At 45.4% G+C, this 21,490-nt stretch carries 13 protein-coding genes; 12 read left to right on the top strand and 1 reads right to left on the bottom strand.

Going from position 1 to position 21,490, the window contains the following annotated elements:
• The first annotated feature begins 3 nt into the window (after nucleotides 1-3).
• The 12 genes from LZZ85_RS16350 to uxuA all read left to right on the top strand — a co-directional run bounded on the left by LZZ85_RS16350 (nucleotide 4) and on the right by uxuA (nucleotide 20,078).
• Nucleotides 4-2,871, top strand: a complete 2,868-nt coding sequence (locus LZZ85_RS16350; protein WP_237874270.1) for a CARDB domain-containing protein — start codon at nucleotides 4-6, stop codon at nucleotides 2,869-2,871.
• Between the two features lie 300 nt (nucleotides 2,872-3,171).
• Nucleotides 3,172-5,721 (top strand): glycoside hydrolase family 20 zincin-like fold domain-containing protein, encoded by a 2,550-nt coding sequence (locus LZZ85_RS16345; protein ID WP_237874268.1) that lies wholly within the window; start codon nucleotides 3,172-3,174, stop codon nucleotides 5,719-5,721.
• The gene (locus LZZ85_RS16340; protein WP_237874255.1) at nucleotides 5,708-6,961 is read left to right on the top strand and encodes a glycoside hydrolase family 88 protein; all 1,254 of its coding nucleotides are present in this window, start codon (nucleotides 5,708-5,710) and stop codon (nucleotides 6,959-6,961) included. The genes LZZ85_RS16345 and LZZ85_RS16340 overlap by 14 nt, the downstream gene beginning before the upstream one ends.
• 59 nt (nucleotides 6,962-7,020) lie before the next feature.
• A complete protein-coding gene (locus LZZ85_RS16335) occupies nucleotides 7,021-9,858 on the top strand; it encodes a TonB-dependent receptor (protein WP_237874248.1) in 2,838 nt (945 codons plus the stop codon).
• Between the two features lie 193 nt (nucleotides 9,859-10,051).
• Nucleotides 10,052-10,846 carry a glucosamine-6-phosphate deaminase gene (locus LZZ85_RS16330; protein WP_237874227.1) on the top strand — a complete coding sequence of 265 codons (795 nt, stop codon included), beginning with the start codon at nucleotides 10,052-10,054 and terminating at the stop codon, nucleotides 10,844-10,846.
• Nucleotides 10,847-10,860: 14 nt separating this feature from the next.
• Nucleotides 10,861-11,760: a phytanoyl-CoA dioxygenase family protein gene (locus LZZ85_RS16325; RefSeq protein ID WP_237874225.1), complete on the top strand. Its 900-nt coding sequence runs from the start codon at nucleotides 10,861-10,863 to the stop codon at nucleotides 11,758-11,760.
• An 85-nt stretch (nucleotides 11,761-11,845) separates the two neighbouring features.
• Nucleotides 11,846-12,661: a sugar phosphate isomerase/epimerase family protein gene (locus LZZ85_RS16320; protein WP_237874223.1), complete on the top strand. Its 816-nt coding sequence runs from the start codon at nucleotides 11,846-11,848 to the stop codon at nucleotides 12,659-12,661.
• Nucleotides 12,662-12,830: 169 nt separating this feature from the next.
• The gene (murQ, locus tag LZZ85_RS16315; protein ID WP_237874214.1) at nucleotides 12,831-13,640 is read left to right on the top strand and encodes an N-acetylmuramic acid 6-phosphate etherase; all 810 of its coding nucleotides are present in this window, start codon (nucleotides 12,831-12,833) and stop codon (nucleotides 13,638-13,640) included.
• Nucleotides 13,641-13,648: 8 nt separating this feature from the next.
• The gene (locus LZZ85_RS16310) at nucleotides 13,649-14,908 is read left to right on the top strand and encodes a sugar MFS transporter (protein WP_237874202.1); all 1,260 of its coding nucleotides are present in this window, start codon (nucleotides 13,649-13,651) and stop codon (nucleotides 14,906-14,908) included.
• 5 nt (nucleotides 14,909-14,913) lie between these two features.
• Nucleotides 14,914-16,221, top strand: coding sequence for an MFS transporter (locus LZZ85_RS16305; protein WP_237874201.1), 1,308 nt, complete (start codon nucleotides 14,914-14,916; stop codon nucleotides 16,219-16,221).
• A gap of 92 nt (nucleotides 16,222-16,313) precedes the next feature.
• A complete protein-coding gene (locus LZZ85_RS16300; protein ID WP_237874199.1) occupies nucleotides 16,314-18,707 on the top strand; it encodes a glycoside hydrolase family 3 N-terminal domain-containing protein in 2,394 nt (797 codons plus the stop codon).
• Between the two features lie 195 nt (nucleotides 18,708-18,902).
• Complete coding sequence (gene uxuA / locus LZZ85_RS16295; RefSeq protein ID WP_237874189.1) at nucleotides 18,903-20,078, top strand: mannonate dehydratase; 1,176 nt, start codon at nucleotides 18,903-18,905, stop codon at nucleotides 20,076-20,078.
• A 553-nt stretch (nucleotides 20,079-20,631) separates the two neighbouring features.
• On the opposite strand, the gene LZZ85_RS16290 is transcribed toward uxuA, so the two are convergent.
• Nucleotides 20,632-21,378, bottom strand: a complete 747-nt coding sequence (locus tag LZZ85_RS16290; protein ID WP_237874175.1) for a LytR/AlgR family response regulator transcription factor — start codon at nucleotides 21,376-21,378, stop codon at nucleotides 20,632-20,634.
• Nucleotides 21,379-21,490: the final 112 nt, after the last annotated feature.

Raw genomic sequence — 21,490 nt, 5'->3', positions numbered from 1 at the left:
CTGTTGAAGCAGATCATTTCAATATTTGTAGTATTTGTATTATTGTCCGCCTGCCGTCAAAAACATGCGGGACGGAATTTCCTTTTTGACATGGGCCCGGAGAATGTTGCTGTGGCGGATGGTTACACCCGGGTTGGCCCTCGTTCACTGTATGACACGTCAAAAGGCTTTGGATGGATTGGTCAGCCTTCTGAAGCGTTCGACACGGCTAATGCCAAACTGCATAGCCAGGTTTTGCGGTCAGGCATATCTGCAAAGGATAGCCTTGTATTCAAAGCCGATATTCCCGCGGGCGAATATTTTGTTATAGTAACGGTGGGGAATAAGGATAGCATTGCCATGAAGATGACTGTATCGGTAAACGGGCAGATGATAGGCGATACCTTACAGGCTCAATGGTACCGCCTTGCTTACAGAACATTGAGACGTAAGATTGATATTGAAAGTGCCCAGACTGAAATTACCGTTAAAGGAATCGGGACTGGCGTTGGAATATATGGTATAGAATTCAGGCCAATTGCATCTCCGGTAAAGATAAATTTTGAGTCCGTGCTCGAGCAGGATACGGCTGCCGTTATGCGATTCCGTGATCAGTTGCAGCATGACCATGAAAAGGGCAGTTCCGATATTGACGTGGTCAACCAGCTTGATATTGCCAATAAATATCTTCTTGCATGTTCTTATTTCAATGGTGGTGGATGGTCCTGGGCTTCCAGGCAAACAGGTTTCAGTCTGATATACAGAATGTATGCCGCAGCAGACCTGTTGGAGCAGGTTACCGCAGATCCCGGTGATCCGTTGTATGAAAAGGCGATGTATTTACTTGCAAGGATCTATTACTGGCTTGATAAGGAGGATAATAATTCAGGGCATGAACTGGAGGCACTTCGTTTATTCGGGAAGCTTGCAGAAAAGCATCCGGATGATCAGATCATTCGTATGTATCTCGGGGAAAAGATCCTCAATGAAAATATATCATCTGCCACGGATCTCCATGCGCCTTTGTGGGCAAGATATCAGCATGAATCAATGCAGCAGATGCTTGATGTGATCCACTGGTGGGTGACCAAAAAGCAGGCGGACAATGGCGAGATCGGTGGAAAGTGGGGTGATGATGTGGAGATACTTCGCTGGTGGCTACCTGCAGTATTGGGCGCTGATGACAGCCTTGCCCGCCTGGGATATATGCGCCTGGCAGATGGTGTCTGGAACAGTGGCATTCTGGAAAGAGGTTTTGCAAAAAGGATCGATGATGTAGAGCATGCCGCAGAGCTATTCCGTGATACTCATCCCGGAATGTTTCTTGTAAATTATGGAGATCCCGAATATGTAGAAAGAAGCCTGATCAGCATGCAGAATTTCAGAGATGTATGGACAGGGATTACGGCAAACGGGCATCGTCATTTCAAATCATATTACTTATCGGGTTCTGCAGTGCTTCCTCAATATCCGTTTGGTGTTGATGTGGCACTCAATGCCAGAGCTGTATTGCCCGGTTTGTGGGCTGCATGGTACACGAATAATTCCGAACTGATAAAGTTGTTTAATGAATGGTGCAGGTCCTGGATAGAGGATGCAGCCCGTGCTTCGAATGGAAAACCAGCGGGTGTATTGCCGTCTGCGGTAGGATTCAATGGAGACCGGATAGGAGGGGACAGTAAAGAATGGTACGAGCCCGGGCTTACGTATGAATATTATGATTGGGATCACCTGGGACACGTGAATGAACTGCAGTATCATTTACTGGGCATGTATCGAATAACCGGAGATAAGGTGTTTTTGCAAACGGTCAATTTCTACAGGAAGCTAATGAGTGAGAAGCGGAATGATACCATCAACACTTTCAATCCGGGATCACTCGACTGGGTAAGAATGCAATTATTGAAAGGCGGAAAGGATCGTGACAGTGTACAGCACCCGATGGGAAAGTTGCTGGGTATGGCAAAGCAACTGACGAATACCTCTGATTATGATTCCCTGCTTAGTGAATACGGCCATCCATTTAACCGATATACTTTATCAAAAGATACTGCAATCGTCATTAAGGGGTTGGAGAGAATACTGGGAACACTTCGCTATAATTTCCCGCTGTTGACCAGCGAAGTAAAATTTACCGACCGTGTTTATATACCAGGCGTTAATCTGCTGATGGGAATGTATACCGGTCACTTTGGTGCGGGTTATGAATTTCCGGCATTGCTGGCTTCATGGAAAAACACAGGCAATGATGTGGCTGTATTTGTACAAACCGGCGACAGGCAAAACCTGAAAGTGTCTTTGTATAATTTCGGGAAAGAAAAGACGATCGGGCTACGTACCTGGCAATTGCACACAGGGTTATACAAGGTAATACTCGGTACAGATACAAATAGTGACGGCGTCATGGATGAGGAAATATACACCAAAGAAGTTCGGTTAACTGACTCCGTAAATGATATAGAGCTGTTGACCCCATCTGGAAAGAACTTGTTGTTGATAGTAGAGCCTGTAGAGATCATCGCCGCCGCAGTTTCGCCCAGGCCGGATCTTGCGATCCATTCACGAGATGTAAGAATAGCAAAATTGAAAGATGGATTTGAAGTAAGCGCAATTGTGCATAATATCGGCAATGCGGCTGCAAGGGAAATAAATGTAATAATGACTATTGATGGCAAAGCGGTAGACAGCCTTACGGTCAGGCAATTGGATGCACCGAATGATCTGGATCCTCGGATGGTAAAACTGGTTTTTACTCCCCGCCAAATCAAGAAGGGGCAGCAATTCCAGCTGGAGGTGAAAAGTAAGCAAGCAGAGCTTACCATGTTGAATAACAATATCAAGAGTGTTATTGTGGACACCGGTGCCATTGGGGAACTAAGTATTTCTTTGTAATTTTTTTAAGAATTTCCGGGTACGTTACCGGAAAATAACCCTATATTAGTGTTGTCTAACGATTGGCCGCCTATGCCGTAGCTTTAGGGGCCGCAGAAAACCTACGATAAGCAAAACATAGAGTGGTCAAAGGGTGATAAATCTGGTGGAGAGTTTTCGGGATTTTTGGCAGTAGCAGCCAATGTTTATATGATCCCTGCGTTAAAAGAAAAATCTCTTCCGAAGCGTGTGCAGAGAGGGTGTCGTGTCTGGCTTAAAGTAGGAAGAATTCTGAATAGTTTTAAAAGGCTTTGAATATAAATGAAGACTATCAGTAAAAACTTCTTGCTGTTGATCTTTGCACTGTTTACCTGTGCATACGGCTGGTCTAATGACCTGCCTGTACTGCCCTATCCTCAGACAGCAAAGGTTTCTTCCGAGGCGATCAGCTTCCCATCGCAGCTTCGTATCCAATTCCAGGGGATAGACAAAGCTTCTGCCGACCGCTTGCTAACAGTCTGGAATGATTTTTCCAGGACGAATAACAATAAGCTTGCTTCTTCTTCTCTATCCGTTTCACTGATCAACAATAAGATAAAATCAGTTCTTGCTGCAGAAGGAATTACTGACCTTGACAAGATCGGCAAAGAAGGATACGTCATTATCATCAATCATAAGCGCAGACTGATCGTTGCCAATACTGAAACAGGCCTGTTCTACGGTTTGCAAACAGTAAAGCAACTTACCCGTGCGGGTTGGAATAAGGCTGTTACCATTACAGACTGGCCGTCTTTTGAGCACCGCGTTATTTATGATGATATCAGCCGGGGGCCAATTCCTACAATGGATTACTTCAAACAGCAGATCGAAAGAATGGCAGAGCTTAAGCTCAACTATCTTTCTTTTTATATAGAGCACGTGGTTCAACCCGTTTCTTATCCCGACTTTGCACCTGCAAATGGTAAACTGACGATTGCACAGATCAGGGAATTGTCAGCCTATGCTGCGAAATTTCATATGCAACTGATAGGAAGCTTCCAGTCATTCGGGCATTTTGAGAAGATACTTGCTCTTCCGAAATACAAATCGATGGGAGAGACTTCTACACTGATCTCTCCGCGTGATCCCGAAGCACGAAAATTTCTGGCTTCGGTAATCGGCGAGCTTTGCGATGCCTTCAGCGCACCTTATTTCAATGTTAATTGTGACGAGACCTTTGATCTTGGAAAGGGACGTTCAAAAGAATATGTAGATAGTGTTGGCCCTGCGAAATTCTATGCAGACCACCTGAAGTTCCTTTACGATGTGGTAAAGGCAAAGGGCAAGCGTATGATGATGTGGGGTGACGTTGCATTACAACACGAGGAGGTACTGGATATGCTGCCCAAAGATGTAATATATCTTACCTGGGAGTATGGCGATAAAAAGAGTTTCGATCCATGGATCCTGCCGTTTAAAAAGCGCGGACTAGAATTCATGGTTTGTCCCGGAATATTGAATTCCTATCGCATGTTTCCTGATATGGCGATGGCTAAAGCCAACATAAACGGGTTCCTGGAAGAAGGAAAGAAAAATGGCAGCACCGGTGCTTTTACAACCATTTGGGATGACGGCGGTACCTATCTTTTTGCCGGAGATTGGTATGGTGTGTATGTAGCAGCGGATAAAAGCTGGAACGTATCCGATAAGTTCGAGTCCACTCTTGATAAAAGATTTTCGATCACTGCTCACCAGTCTGACGATGACAATTATGTGAAGGCGCTATTCAAGCTAATGGAGCTTCGCGGTGTGGAGATGACATATAACCTGAATGATCAGCTCTGGCACCAGAAGATCCTGCCGGATAGTGGCAAGCAGTTGATCATAAATAATGCCTCGGTTCCGCAGGCGGCAGCTATTTTACAAGAGGCGGTAAATTTTATCAATGCAGCAAATGCGAAGATTAATTTGTCAGATATAGATGCGTTGAAATATGCAATTGGTCAGTATCAGCTGATCGTTGACACGCGTAAAGTGGTTGAGGCAGTGGTTAAACAATATGCTCAAGCTGCAAGCCTTGCACCGCAGGAGCCACGCCAGGCTCAGACCTTATTAAACGCTTCAGTAAAAGCAGTCAGTGAATTGGGAGAACGTTATTTGAGACATGCTGAGTGGTTCAGGAAATCCTGGCTCCGCGAAAACCAGGAGTACTGGCTGGATAAAGCATTTGAACCGTATGCGAAAAAGATCCGGGATCTGGAAGTACTGAAATTATCGCTGCAGTTTGCTGCTGTTTCCGCATCGGAGCGTAGCATTCCCGCACCTTCTTCTTTGAGATTGAATGTGGCTGTCAGTGATCGCTTTTACTTTAAGAACTGGATGCTTGGCGGCCCTTTCCCGCTTGATGATAAAAAAGAGTTTCCGGCATTTATTTATTCTTCCAATAAAGAGTATGACAAACCGCCTTCTCCCGGCGATTTCACCCATTATTTGGGTAAAACTTACCGGTGGCAAAAATTTTCTTCAACAGATGGTGGTATTATCGATCTGGATGATAACTATAAAAACCCGCTTGCTGTTTCCGGATATGCTTACTGTCTTGTAAATTCTCCAAAGAATTCATCTGTGAAAGGGTTTCTTATGGCGAATGATGAAGTAGAGGTATTTTGTAACGGGGAAAAAGTGTTTTCAGGAATGGGCGGCTCGGCACAGCAGGAAGCAGTGGTGACATTGCCCTTAAAAGAAGGAGTGAATCATGTATTGTTGAAGCTGAAAAAGCGTGACAACAGGCCCTGGTCATTTACCTTTAGGATGCAGGAAGATCTTTCAATTACGAATCATAAACATAAGTATACACTGAATGCAAAAGACAAAGTATATGAAGCGGATTAGGCAAACAGCGATCGGTCTGGCAATAGTGAGCACGTCTATGTTCAGTTCAGACGTTTTTGCACAGCCCAAAAAAGAGGAGATCGTAAAAGCCATCAACGAAACAGCAAAGTATGTGTCTGAAGTGATCCTTGATAAAGAAGGCAAGTCCAGATGCGATTATAACGTAACCGAAGGAAAATGGTATGAATATGAAGTGCCATGGCATACAGGACAAGCCGTAAATTCTTTGGTAGCTGCGTACAAAGCAACGAACAACAAATCCTATCTGGATGCGGCAAAGCGTGGCGGAAATTTCTGGATCAGCATGGAGATAAAAGATAATCCCAAGCTGAAGGGAATGGTAGATGCCCGTCATGGCGATGTGCTTGGTGATGAGTTCATCGTATTTGCTACGGTGTCCGATGGAACCCCGGGTATTTATGAATTGTCAAAAGTGACCAAAGATCCCAGGTATGCAAAAGTTGCTACCAACGCAGCTGACTGGATGTTGAAGAATATGTACTATCCTGAAAAGGGTGTTTGTTATGATAATATCCAGGTGAGCACAGGTGAAGTGCTGAAAGAATATAGCCCGTTCTGGAAACAAAAGGATCAGAAGGACCAGGAGCTTTTCGATGTATCCCGTCCTAATACGGAAGGCTCTCTTTTTAAAGATGCATTCGAGTTTTCCGGGGATAAAAAATTCAAGGATGCGTTTATTCTGCTTTGTAACAGCCTGCTTGAGAAGCAAGGGCCGGACGGTGTATGGATGCGCTTTATGCCAAACTCGGAAGCCAATAAGACATTTCATCCAAGATTCTCCCTTTGGTATGCGGAGTCGTTGATCGAAGCATTCAAATTAACAGGTGACCGCAAGTACCTGGAGGGTGCGGCAAAAACAGCACGGGCTTTTGCGAAAGCACAACAGAAAGACGGAACTATCTTTTATGATAATTATACAGATGGTCAGAGACCAGATAAGGGGTCTGCTACCGGGTCGGCAGTGGCGCTCGCAGGGATTGTCTGGATTGAACTGTCTAAAGAAGGTTTCAAAGAGTTCGATACCCATATTGAAAAGTCAGCCACCTGGATCTTGAAAAACCGCTATGCGGTGGATCATCCGGATCCGAACCTTCGGGGTGCGGTACTGGAAACACGTACACGTTTTCAGAAGGGAAAAGTTTGGTTTACCAACAGGGACATTGGTACCAGCTTCGCTCTTCGCTTCCTGGTTGATTATAAGAATTTCAAATTCAAATAGTACTATAAACGATTGCTTAAACAATGAAAACTCTTTTTTTACCAAAAAATATCTGCAAAATGAAACAAAGTATCCACCGACTGCTCATGTCAGTATCGCTGCTGCTGGCATCCCTGCTTTCCTTTTCAGATATTTCAGCTCAAACGGGCGGAGATATCAAAGGACAGGTTACAGACACTGATGGAGGCGCTCTCCCCGGCGCGTCTGTCATGATTAAAGGAACTACCCGCGGAACCACGACCAACCTCGCTGGTAATTTCGAATTTCTTGGCATGAAGCCAGGAAAGTACACGCTCGTGATCAATTACATGGGCTTTAAATCCGTTGAGCAGGATCTGGAGGTTCAGCCGGGCCGCCCGGTCAATGCCGCCATTAAAATGTCTTCCAACACAGTTGCCCTGACTGGTGTAACGGTTTCAAGTGTCCGGGAAGGACAGCAGAAAGCGCTGAACCAACAGCGTAATGCAGATAATATCAAACAAGTGATCTCTGCTGATCTGATGGGACGTTATCCCGATCTTAACGTGGCAGAATCAATGCAGCGTCTTCCAGGTGTGACCATTGGAAGAAACAGCAGTGGTGAAGGTGCTACCGTACAGCTTCGCGGTACTCCCGGTAACTTTACGAACATTAACGTGAATGGCGAGCAGATCATGGGCTCTTCTGAAGAAGGTGCACGTAATGCGCAGCTGGATGTGATCCCCAGTAACGTTCTCGCTTCTATGGAAGTGATCAAAACACTCACCCCGGATCTTGACGGTGATGCGATCGCTGGTCAGATCAATATGAAATCACCAACAGCAACTTCACTGAAAACAAAACTGACAGTGGATGCGGGTCTTGGTTACAACGACCTCCGTGGCAAATCAAACGGTATCGGTAACATCTCTCTGGGAAAACGTTTCTTCGCCACTGCGAAAAATCCAAACGGTCTTCTCGGTCTGATGGCTACGGGCAGCTATTACAAAACAACGAACGGGTATGATGAGATCCGTTCACAGGTTTGGGAGCCTAAAGATTATGGACGTGGTACAGTATGGTTCCCTACTGACGTGCGCTATCTATACGTAGAAAACCAGCGTACACGCCAGGGTTTGTCTGCCACTGCTGATCTTAATTTCAGCGCTGTTACCAACCTCGTGGTAAATTTTATGTACAGCGATCACGATAATGAACTTACCCGCTACCGTAAACGTACGCGCATGGAAACAGGCCGTACTACACAGAATGCGGAAGGAGTTTACGTTACACCGGGCGGTCGTTCATACAACGAATTGCGCACCGCGAACGAAGATAACAAGAACGTGAACATCAATGCACAGTTTGAAACACGCATTGGCCGTGTGAAGCTTGATGCGGGCGCATTCTTCACTACATCACAATACGAAACAGTTGCTGGTACATATAATTTCTGGACAGCAACACGTGTGCCGCTGCAGATCACAGATATCCATACCGATAACCTGCTGGCTACCGGTACAGACTGGAAGAATAATGCGTCTCTCTTTACTTTCAACACTATTGAAAGAGACAACTGGAATACAAAAGGAAGAAATGGTGTTGGTAAGATCAATGCTACCTATGATTATAAGCTGGGTAACAACTCTGCAACATTTAAAGTGGGTGGAAAGATCAAAAGAATGCACAACGAAAGATGGAGGCCTGAAGCGACTACCCGTGTAAGTACATATGTAGGTGCTGCAGCTGCCGGCCGGTTGACAAATTTCTCCGGAGATCCGGAAGTTTCCGCCGACCTGCTGAATGGTGCAACTAATTTCGGCCTGGGTCTGGATCGTGATAAGACTATTTCTTATTTTGATCAGTACAAAGATGATCCGGCTTATTTCAGAACGGAAACTGCAACGACCCGTGCTACCATCGACGCATACTATTATGATGCGGTTGAAACGGTAACTTCTGGTTACATGATGAACCGTATTCAATTTAATCGCTGGATGCTGATCGCAGGTTTAAGAGTTGAAAATACAGATGTCGACTATCGCGGAAACATCATTGTTCAGGACGCAGCGGGTGTATGGCAATCTACCACTGCGGCGCGTCAGGAAACAAGCTACACGAAATTCCTGCCTAACCTTCAGGCTAAATATGACATCAATAAATCAACATTGATCCGTGGTGCAGTTACTTTCGGATATTCAAGACCGAATTTTGTTGATCTTGTTCCTGGTAGAAATATCAGCATCCTGAGTGAGATCATCACAGACGGTAATCCAGAGCTGAAACCGGCGTTCTCTACGAACTTCGATCTGATGGCGGAGAAATATCTTTCCAATCTTGGTATCTTATCTGCAGGTCTGTTCTATAAGAAAATCGACAAATTCCAATATGCGAGTGAAACTCGTATCACTGGCAATGAGTTTCCCGGAGCTGCTGGTTATCCCAACTGGAGATATCGTCAGGTGCTGAATGGTGATGCCGCAAATGTGTTTGGTGTTGAATTGAATGCACAGGCGAACCTTACTTTCCTGCCTGGTTTCCTGAAAGGATTTTCTGTACTGGCTAACTACACCTATTCTCATTCAAGTGCTGATGCTCAGTTCCGTAAAGACCTTCGTCTTCCCGGACAGGCCACTCACACTGCAAACGCGTCTCTGTCTTATTCAATCGCTGGTTTGACTGTGCAGGGTAACCTGAACTACAATGGTTCATTTACTGAAACACTTGGTGCGGATGCTGCGCAGGACATCATCACGGATGCCCGTACGCAAATTGATGCGAATGCTTCTTATCGGATCAACAAGAGATTTACGATCTACGCAGAGGCTCAGAACCTGACCAACGCTCCGAAGAGAGTTTATTTCGGTGAAGAGAATCAAATGTATCAAAAGCAATATTATTCATTCTGGGGAAGGGCGGGGATTAAGTTCAGGCTCTAACCGGAGAGTGAGAGGTTTAAGCGGTTTGGGAGATTTGGTAAGTTTTCAGAGAAAGCGTTTACATGTATTATACATTAACATGTCAAATCTCTCAAACTTCCCAAACCTCTCAAACCATCTTCTCCCTTTATCATACCCTTTGCAAAATGGAAACGCTTATTCATGAAAACGTTCAGAACTAAAATATAATCAAATGACAGATTTTGTAGCCGATCAGTTGAAGGTTCGGATTTATGAAAACAGGATCGCTTTGGGCGAGGATGCAGCTAAGTTGGCGGCGGAAACTATCCGCTTATTATTGAAGCAGAAGCCGGTTGTAAACATCATTTTTGCGGCAGCTGCTTCACAAAATGAATTTCTGGAAGCACTGATCAAAGAAGATATTGAATGGCAGCGTGTGCAGGCATTTCATATGGATGAGTACATCGGTCTCCCTAAAAATGACCCGCAATTGTTCGGTGTTTTTCTTAGGAAAAGAATATTTGATAAGGTTCCGTTTGGTAATATATTTTACCTGAATGGGCAGGCAACAGATACAGCGGCGGAATGTGAACGTTATTCTTCATTGCTTCGCGAACATCCGGTAGATATCACCTGTATGGGGATCGGTGAGAACACACATCTTGCGTTCAATGATCCGCACGTTGCGGAATTCAATGATCCGAAACTTGTAAAGGTGGTAGATCTTGATGAAGCATGCAAACAGCAACAGGTGAATGAAGGTTGCTTTATTGATGTAAGCCAGGTGCCGGTAGATGCATTTACATTAACGATTCCCGCATTGCTTAAAGCCGGAAAGATTTTTTGCATGGTTCCGGGAACAACAAAGGCACAGGCGGTATATCATACATTGATGGATGCGGTCAGTGAACAGTATCCTTCAACCATACTCCGAAAACATGGCGGAGCATTGCTTTTCCTGGAAAAAGAAAGCGCGGCCAAAGTTCTTGCTGAAACAACAGCACTGACAGCCGTTACCTATTCATAAATAAACGGGTGATCATGCAGACAATGCAGATAAGTGATCTTTCAAAATATCATCAGTTACTATCTGATCTTTTTCAGTGGCCGTCTTCCGCTGCAGAGTGGGATCGGTACAGGCTTACAAAAGAACAGGTAAGCCATTACCGTGAATACGGATATGTTAGTAATATCCGTTTGCTGGATGAATGGCAGATCGAAAAGCTGAATGATGAACTATCACAGATCGCTGATCCTGCACATCCGGGAAATAACTTGTTTTACCAGTTTGCTTCCAATGAATCAACTGATGTAAATACCGTTCTTTTTCATGCTCTTGGGGCATGGAGGATCACCGAAGGTTTTCATGATATCCTTTGGAATCCCGCTTTCGTGATGGCTGCGAGCCAGTTACTTGGCGATAAGGCTGTACGGTTCTGGCATGATCAACTTTTCTGTAAGCCGGCACTGCATGGGGGTGTAGTGGCCTGGCATCAGGATTATTCATACTGGACACGTACAGCCCCACTGCAGCATCTGACGTGCTGGGTTGGTTTGGACGACGCCACAACTGAGAATGGCTGTCTCTATTATGTTCCTTACAGCCAGCATTGGGGCTTACTGGACAAACCTGAGCTTGCCGGAGATATGGAAGGCCTGATGGATTATCTCACAGAAGAACAAAAAAAACAATTCAAGCCGGTCCCCATTGAGTTAAAAAAGGGTTACGCCAGCTTTCATCATCCGTTGATGGTCCATGGGTCATATGCGAATAAGTCAGAAAAGTCGAGACGTGCATTCGTATTGAATGTATTTGCAGACGGCACTGTTTCAAATTCCAACGATGAACTTCTCCCTACAACACCAGGTATTCCCAAAGGACAGAAAATGGAGGGACAGTTTTATCCGTTGTTATTTGACCCGAGAGAAAGTAAAAAGTAGATTTTTTTAGTTTTCTCCCGAATGATTATAATTACGCAGGGTCGTATTTTTTAATTTTGACTTTTGAATTTTTAATTAACTCCTCATGCACATCTATTCTTTTTGTCCAAGATGGGGCCAATCCCACATTACCTGGGATGATTTTGCCAGCATGGTAAAGAGCAGCGGGTATGATGGAGTTGAAACGGATATTCCCGCGGATGAAAAAGAGAGGGATATTATATTAAATGCGCTTTCCAGGCACGGATTGCAATTGATCGCTCAGCACTGGGAGACAGTGGAGCCCGATTTTAGCCGGCATCTGTCGGCATATAAAGAGCGCTTAGAGATCATGGCATTGGCAAATCCCGTTCTGATCAATTCACAAACCGGTAAAGATCATTACACTTTTGAACAAAATGCATTGCTGATCGAAGCGGCCCGCGAGCTGGCTATGGCAACGGGTATCCCGGTTTATCATGAAACACACCGGGGGAAATTCAGTTTTGCTGCCCATATCACAAAGGAGTATCTTCAACGCATTCCGGATCTTATGCTGACAATGGATCTTTCACACTGGATAGCAGTGGCTGAAACACTGTTACATGATCAACAAGATGCCGTTGCGATCGCAGCCAGCCGTTCCGGACATTTTCATGCGCGCGTCGGACATACGCAGGGTGCACAGGTGAATGATCCACGTGCACCTGAATGGGAGGAGTCTCTCAATGTTCACATCGATTGCTGGGATAAAATATACAAGGCAAATAAGGAAGCCGGGAAGCCATTCCTGACATTCACAGCAGAGTTTGGTCCAGCGCCTTATATGCCTCTGTTGCCGTTCACACGGCAGCCTGTTGCGAACCAATGGGAGATCAATGAATACATGAGCGGGATGTTGAAAAGCAGGTATAAGGTTTAAGTGTTTAAAAGTTTATCAGTTTAATAGTTATTGCTGCTTAACTGTGTAATCCTTTATCTTATCAGATTCCGGTACTTGATTATTGAGATGCTCTCTGTCCAATAGAATGCTATTCAGGGACAACGTTTAACTATTAAACTATTAAACTACTAAACTCCTCCCGCTGCCCATGTCTGAATCAAGAATAACAGAGTCTCCATCGATTTACCGGCACATTGAAAAAATGAGTACCGCGGAGATTATTGATCATATTAATGAAGAAGATCAGAAAGTGGCGATTGCGGTAAAAGCGGTGTTACCGTCGGTAGAAAAGCTGGTAGATGCTTCCTGGCCAAAGCTGGCTTCCGGCGGGCGTCTTTTTTATATGGGAGCAGGTACAAGTGGAAGGTTGGGCGTGCTGGATGCGAGTGAGTGTCCCCCAACTTATGGTGTTGATGCAGATATCGTGAATGGTTTAATGGCTGGTGGCGATGCGGCACTCCGTTTTGGCATCGAAGATGCCGAAGATAGTTTCGAGAAAGGATGGGAAGATCTTCAGACGTATGCTGTTTCTGATAAGGATTTCGTGATTGGCATTGCCGCAAGCGGTACCACTCCTTATGTAGTGGGGGCGCTGCGGGAGTGCAGGAAGAATGGAATTTTAACGGGATGTATTGTTTGTAACCCGGGATCGCCGGTGGCCTCTCATGCGGATTATCCGGTCGAAGTGATCGTAGGCCCTGAATTCATTACAGGTAGCACTCGCATGAAAAGCGGTACAGCGCAAAAGATGTTGCTGAATATGATCTCCACAACGATCATGATCCGGCTGGGCCGTGTGCAGGACAATCGAATGGTGCACATGCAGATCAGCAATGACAAACTTGTTGATCGGGGTACAAAAATGCTGATGGAAAAAACCGGCATCACTGACTATGAAGAAGCAAAGGCGCTGCTGCTGAAATATGGCAGCGTTCATGCAGCGATCGATAAAAAATAAAAAACATCATGTCTGTATCTGAAAATAGTGAGTTGCATTCCAGGAAGCAGTATACAAAGTATATATTGATCATTGGTGCATTCTTTTTCATTTTTGGTTTTGTAAGCTGGATCAATGCGACGCTGATCCCCTATCTGAAGATCGCATGTGAGTTGGAAGACTGGCAGGCATATCTTGTACCTTCTGCCTTTTACATCGCGTACACAGTAATGGCTTTTCCAACAGGATATTTATTGCAGCGGACAGGGATGGTGAAGGGAATCAGTGCAGGCCTTTATGTAATGGCATTTGGGTGCCTGTTGTTTGTCCCCGCAGCAATGACAAGATCTTATCTTCTTTTCCTTGTCGGTTTATTTATTACGGGAACAGGTCTTACTGTTTTGCAAAGTGCGGTCAACCCGTATATCACATTACTTGGGCCACGTGAATCTGCCGCACGCCGTATCAGCATAATGGGGATCTGTAATAAAACTGCCGGGATCATTGCTCCCTTGATCATGGGAAGTATCATTCTTAAAAACTCCGATAAACTGATCGCTGATCTGGCGACCATGGGTGTGAATGAAAGATCACTTCGTCTTAATCAATTAGCTCAGGACGTGATCGTTCCTTACTGTATTCTCGCATCGATCTGGATCGTGGTGGCCATACTGATCCGCTTCGCTCATCTACCGGAAATAAAGTCTGAGCCTCTTGCTGAAGGAGCAAAACCGGCAGCATCCAGGAAAAACTGGCAGTTCTTTCTTGGGTTTACTGCGATCTTTTTCGCCGTGGGAGTGGAAGTACTGGCTGGTGATACCATTTCAAATTATGGACAATATCATGGCCTCGGTCTTGATTTTGCCAAGAACCTGTCGTCATACACACTTGGCTGCATGATGGTCGGTTATCTTGTCGGGATCGCTGTGATCCCGCGTGTCATATCCCAGCAAAAAGCCTTTTACATATCTTCCTTACTCGGGTTGGTCATCAGTTTTCTGATCATCTTTATCCCTGGTAAACTTTCTATTGCCTTCGTGGCGGCTCTTGGTTTTGCCAACGCAATGCTATGGGCGGCGATCTGGCCACAGGCATTGAAAGGGCTTTCTGGAAAGCAATTGTCAACCGGTGCTGCTGTACTGATCATGGGTATTGCCGGAGGTGCATTACTTCCTCCCGTATTCGGCTGGCTGACAAAGGAGATCGGCCATCAGCAAGCATACTGGATCCTTATCCCCTGTTATATATTCCTGATCTATTATAGCATTCTTGGAAAAAAAGATAAATAGCCAACATGTCAACAACCACTCAGAATTCAGCCAGTCAACAAAAGATCGGTAACTACCGTTGGGTTGTATGTAGTCTTCTGTTTTTTGCAACAACGATCAACTATCTCGACAGACAGGTAATGGGATACCTGAAGCCGACACTCGAGGTGGAATTTGGCTGGACAGAAAAGGATTACAGTTATATCGTTATGGCTTTCACGGCGGCCTATGCATTTGGCTTGCTGGTGTTCGGACGTATCATTGATAAGATCGGTAGTAAGCTGGGTTATACAGTGTCCATTACGATATGGAGTATTGCTGCCATGCTGCATGGATTGGTCAAATCAACATTGGGTTTTGGTATTGTAAGAACCTTGTTAGGATTGGGAGAGTCCGGCAATTTCCCTTCTGCTGTTAAGACTGTTGTATCATGGTTTCCGAAGAAAGAAAGAGCGCTTGCTACGGGCTTTTTTGATTCAGGTTCAAATATTGGAGCTGTTCTTGCGCCAGTGCTTATTCCATGGATCCTTGGATTCTACGGATGGCAGGCAGCTTTTATTCTTACGGGTGCGGTTGGTTTCCTATGGCTGATCGCCTGGCGGATTTTTTATGAAGTGCCTGAGAAACAAAGAAGACTGCAGCAGCCAGAGCTTGAGTATATCCGAAGCGATGATAAAGACCAGGAAGAAAACGCTGAACCTGTTAAGTGGGGGAAGCTGTTTGGTATGAAGCAAACATGGGCATTCATCGTTGGCAAATTCTTTACTGACCCGATCTGGTATTTCTTTATGTACTGGCTGCCTTCTTATTTCGCCAGTTCATTTCAGCTTGATCTGAAGAAGCCTTCGCCACCATTGATCATCATATACACAGCGGCCACGGTCGGTGCAATTGGCGGAGGATATCTTTCTTCCAAACTGATCAAGAAAGGGTGGCTTGTTTATAAGGCAAGAAAATTTGCGTTGCTGATGTCTGCACTGGCTGTGGTGCCGATCGTTGCAACAAGATATACAGATAATATATGGGTTGTTGTAGGACTGCTATGTCTGGCTATCGCCGGTAATGCTGCATGGAGCGCAAACATTTTTACGATCGTTTCTGACATGATGCCGTCCAAAGCTGTGAGCTCAGTAATTGGTATCGGAGGAATGGCCGGGGCAGTTGGAGGTGTATTGTTTGAATGGGGAGTAGGTGCCGTTCTGGATGTATACAAAAGCAACAACAATCTTTCTGCCGGTTACAATATATTATTCATATTCTGCGGTCTTTCATTCCTGTTAGCCTGGTTGATCATCCATTGGCTGACGCCAAAAATGGAAAGGGCCAAAATATAGAACAGATCTGTTATTTATTTGATCATGCCCTTCTTAATGACGAGACGATACATTAAGAACCGGATACTATTGCCCAATAAAAAATCTCACTCATGAAACGATTTCTGACAACGGTGGCCTGCTGTGCGTCGTTGAGCCTGTTCGCGCAAACATCATCTATCTATAAAAAAGGATGGATCGATTTTAATAAAAATGGACGTAAGGATGTTTTCGAAGATCCGGCGCAACCTGTAGATAAACGTGTGGAAGATTTGCTTTCGCAAATGACGCTTAATGAAAAGACATGTCAGCTCGCCACCTTGTATGGTTACGGCCGTGTACTGAAAGATGAACTTCCGACTGCCGGTTGGAAAGACAGTATCTGGAAAGATGGTATCGCTAATATTGACGAGCACCTGAACAGCCTTCCTTTCAAGCCGGAAGCGCAATCCCAATATTCATTTCCTTTCAGTAAGCATGCGGATGCGATCAATACTGTACAAAAGTGGTTTATAGAGCAAACACGTCTCGGTATTCCAGTTGATTTCACCAATGAAGGGATACATGGTCTGACGCATGACAGGGCGACCTCCCTTCCGGCGCCCATCTCGATCGGCGCTACCTGGAATAAGCAGTTGGTAAGACAGGCCGGCGAGATCGTTGGCCGTGAAGGCAAGGCGTTAGGATATACGAACATTTATGCGCCGATCCTCGATCCGGCACGTGATCAGCGTTGGGGAAGAACGGTAGAATGCTATGGAGAGGATCCATTCCTGATCGCAGAGTTGGGAAAGCAAATGACACTCGGGATCCAAAGTCAGGGAGTAGCCGCAACGATCAAGCACTTCGCGGTATACAGCGTGCCTAAAGGAGGACGCGATGGTGAAGCCCGGACCGATCCGCATGTTGCTCCCCGGGAAATGCATCTGCTTTACCTGTATCCGTTCAAACGGGTGATCATGGAAGCAAAGCCGCTTGGTGTAATGAGTAGCTATAATGACTGGGATGGAGTTCCTGTAACAGGAAGTCATTACTTTCTGACACAATTGTTACGCGAACAATATGGATTTAATGGCTATGTAACATCTGACAGTCGCGCTGTTGAATATATCTGGGAGAAACATCATGTTGCGCAAGACTTTAAAGAAGCAACACGCCAGGCGGTGGAAGCTGGTTTGAATGTATGGACGAACTTTGACCCGCCCAATGCGTATATCAACAATGTACGTGAATTGGTGAAAGAGGGAAAGATGTCCATCAATGTTGTTGATGCAAGAGTGAGAGATGTCCTTCGTGTGAAATTTATTGTAGGACTGTTCGATCAGCCCTATGTAGATGTGAAGCAGGCCGATAAGCTTGTGCATACTCCGTCTGATGAAGCGTTCTCAAAAGAGATCAACCGTCAGTCCATGGTGTTGCTGAAAAATACAAATAACCTGCTTCCTTTAAGTAAAACCGCTTATAAGAACATTCTTGTTGCAGGCCCGATGGCGGACGCTACAAAATATGCGATCAGTCGATATGGTCCTTCCAATAATCCTGTGACATCGGTGTTCCAGGGGATCAAAAACATGCTCGGTTCAAACGTAAACGTTACGTATGAGATGGGTTGCCATATAACCGGTGATAACTGGCCTGAATCCGAGATCATTTATACTCCTTTAACCAACGAAGAGCGTGCGGGGATCGATAAAGCTGTTACCGCAGCGCGCCAATCTGATATTATTATTGCTGTATTGGGTGAAGATGAGAAGACGGTAGGTGAGGGATTGTCACGGACCTCACTGGATCTTCCCGGAAGGCAGCAGCAACTTCTTGAAGCGTTGTACGCGACAGGAAAACCTGTGGTGCTGGTAATGACAACCGGCCAACCGTTAACGATCAACTGGGCTAACAAGTTCCTTCCTGCTATATTGAATGCAGGTTTCCCCGGGCCTTCCGCAGGTGAAGCAGTTGCGGAGACCTTGTTTGGGGATTATAATCCTGGAGGGAAGCTGACCATGACCTACCCGAAATCCACCGGGCAGATCGAGTTCAATTTCCCGTTCAAACCGGGCTCTCACGCAGATCAGCCTCCCAGGGGGAGGAATGGTGCGGGATTCACCAGTGCGAATGGTTCTCTTTACCCATTTGGATTTGGGCTTAGCTACACCAGCTTTACGTATAGCAACCTCGTTGTAACACCAGCAAAACTGAAATCACAGGCGAATGTGGAGATCAGTGTAGACATTACCAACAGCGGCAGCCGCAAAGGAGATGAAGTGGTACAGCTTTACATAAAAGATGTGCAGGGCAGTGTGATCCCGTATGAAATGCAGCTGCGTGGCTTTGAAAGGATCTCTCTGCAGCCCGGCGAAAAGAAAACCGTAAAATTCCTGATCCAGCCTCAGGACCTGGAACTGCTTGATAAAAATATGAACTGGACTGTAGAACCCGGTGTTTTTGAAGTGTGGGTGGGGAGTTCGTCGGAGGACATCAGGTTGAAGAAGGAATTCGTTGTGGAATAGTTCTAAAGTAAAAAGTCAAAAGTAAAAATTAAAAACTACTGGCCTAAGCTGGCGTTTCCGGTCAAAGGATAGCGGTTTTTGACTTTTAACTTCTTTCATTACGAATACGTTTTCGTAACTGTAGCTTCCCTTTGCCCGTTTAGTTTATATTTTTGCTGAAAAGGCATTAAATAATCAGAAATAAATCAAGACACGATGTATAAAATGACGCAAACCATGCGCTGGTTTGGACCAAATGATCCGGTGAGTTTGTCAGATATCCGTCAGGCAGGATGTTCCGGTGTGGTAACTGCACTGCATCATATTCCGAATGGCAAAGTTTGGGAGATCGATGAGATCAGGAAAAGAGTAGAAGAGGTGAATGCTGCCGGCTTGGAATGGAAGGTGATCGAGAGTATTCCTGTACATGAAAACATCAAAACCCAATCGGGAGATTTTCAACAGTACATCGATAATTACAAACAAAGTATCCGTAATGTGGCAGCCTGCGGGATTGAGGTGATCACTTACAATTTCATGCCGGTGCTTGACTGGACGCGTACGGATCTTGCCTATACCGTCGAGGATGGGAGTAAAGCGCTTCGGTTTGAAAAGGCGGCCTTCATTGCTTTTGATGCTTACCTGCTCAAGCGAAAAGCAGCTTTGACAGAATACAGTGCTGAGCAATTAGCTACGGCTATGCAACGCCTGGAGGCCATGGGTGAAGATGAGAAAAATACACTTGTAAGAAATATTATTGCGGGCTTGCCGGGAAGCGAAGAGAGCTTTACGATCGAACAATTTGCCGGTGTACTGGATACTTATAAAGGGATAGATGCAGACAGGCTGCGGTCCAATCTGATCTACTTCCTTCAGCAGATCGTACCTGTGGCTGACGAGTGCGGTGTTGTTCTCGCGATCCACCCAGATGATCCACCGTACCCGATCCTGGGACTGCCGCGGGTAGTAAGTACCGCAGATGATATTACCGCGTTAATTAATGCCGTTCCTTCCACCGCAAATGGCCTGTGCTTCTGCACGGGAAGTTTTGGCGTTCGCGCAGATAACAAACTTCCGGATATGGTCCGTCAGTTTGGTGACCGCATCCATTTCATTCACCTCCGAAGCACGCGCCGTAATGAGGCGGGTGATTTCTACGAAGACAATCATCTCGAAGGTGATGCCGGTATGTATGATGTAGTGAAAGCATTGCTCGAAGTGATGCAGCAACGTAGTTCTTCCCTTCCTATGCGACCTGATCACGGCCATCAGATGCTGGATGATCTGAAGAAGAAAACCAACCCGGGTTACTCCGCTATCGGCCGCCTGCGTGGTTTGGCTGAATTACGCGGACTTGAGATGGGGATTGCCCATACTGTTTACCCGAATTAGTGAACGCCAGCTTCGCGAAATCTTGCATTGAAGCAGCCTTCGCAATAAGATAGGATTTGATTCAAAAGCCGCCGGTATCCCCGGTGGCTTTTTATTTAGTGAAACTGGCTCGGCAACGTGTTTGCACCACTTCAACTCCAAAAAAACTCAATTCATATACTTTGCAAAAAATCGTCGCGCCGAACAGTTTATCATTGTGATATGAAATAATTAAGCAGGAGCTCCCGATCATTCAACTGCGATCAGAGCAACTCTCTTAAGCGTTTAGTTTTGGTGAAAGGAGGAGGTTTCCACTTCCTCCACTTAATTGAACACAGTTTTAATCAACATAAAGGATCTCATACAGTGTGTGTGGTAATACTGTATCCCGGGGGGAATTTCTATTCTCCCCTTTTTCTATTGACGCTAATGTTCACGAATGACCACAAATGTTCGCGAATGGGTCTGTCAATGAAAAGACTATATTTTGAGTATTGTAGTTTCAGGTATAGGAGCGAGTGCTGATTGAAAGCTGCATTCGCGAACATTCGTGGCCATTGGCGATGCATTCGCGTCAGTACATCATTTTCTTAATATTCTCCACATACCCCTTGCTCACCTTTAACGTCATCTCATTCTTTAGCACGAGATAGGTGTCGTTATTCTGCTTGTAAACTTCTTTGATGTGATGGATGTTGACAATGAATGACCGGTGGATACGCGTGAATACGGCAGGGTTAAGCCGGAGCTCAAGGGTGCTGATACCAAAATTACTGAGATAATTTTTTGAGGAAGTATGAACGCGTGTGTAGTCTTTTTCCGCTTCGAGATAGATGATATCGTGAATGCTCAGGCTGATCATTCTGCTTCCGCTCTCGAGCAGGATGCGCTCGTAATAGCTGTTGGCATTAGTTGCGGGAAATATACTTTCGGTAAGAGAAGTTGCCTGAGTGGCGAGTGTGCTATTTCGCATCAGAACTTTTGCGAGTGCCTGATCAAAACGCTCTTTGGTGTAAGGCTTCAATAAATAATCCACAGCATTGGAGTCAAATGCTTTTAGTGCATATTGATCAAATGCTGTGGTGAAGACAACCTGTGGAATATGTACAACCTGCCGTATGACCTGGAAGCCGCTGAGCCCGGGCATCTGAACGTCAAGAAACACGAGATCAGGCTCAAGACGGTCTATAGAATTAACGGCTACTAACCCATCACTGCATTCTCCGACGATCTCCAGTTGGTCGTAATCTTCGAGATACTGACGGATGAGTATGCGGGCAGCTTCTTCGTCATCTATAATTAATACTTTTTTTACCGTCATAGCAGCATTCGGTTATCTGATAAAAATAGCCGCTAAACGGGGTTTCACCCATACCCGATGGATGAATGGTAGGATCAGTGTCCTTAAATGACGAAAATCCGGGTGAGTTGCC

Source organism: Terrimonas ginsenosidimutans, from assembly GCF_022012415.1.
GTDB classification, from domain to species: domain Bacteria; phylum Bacteroidota; class Bacteroidia; order Chitinophagales; family Chitinophagaceae; genus Terrimonas_A; species Terrimonas_A ginsenosidimutans.
This window is presented reverse-complemented; position numbering and strand designations above follow the sequence as displayed.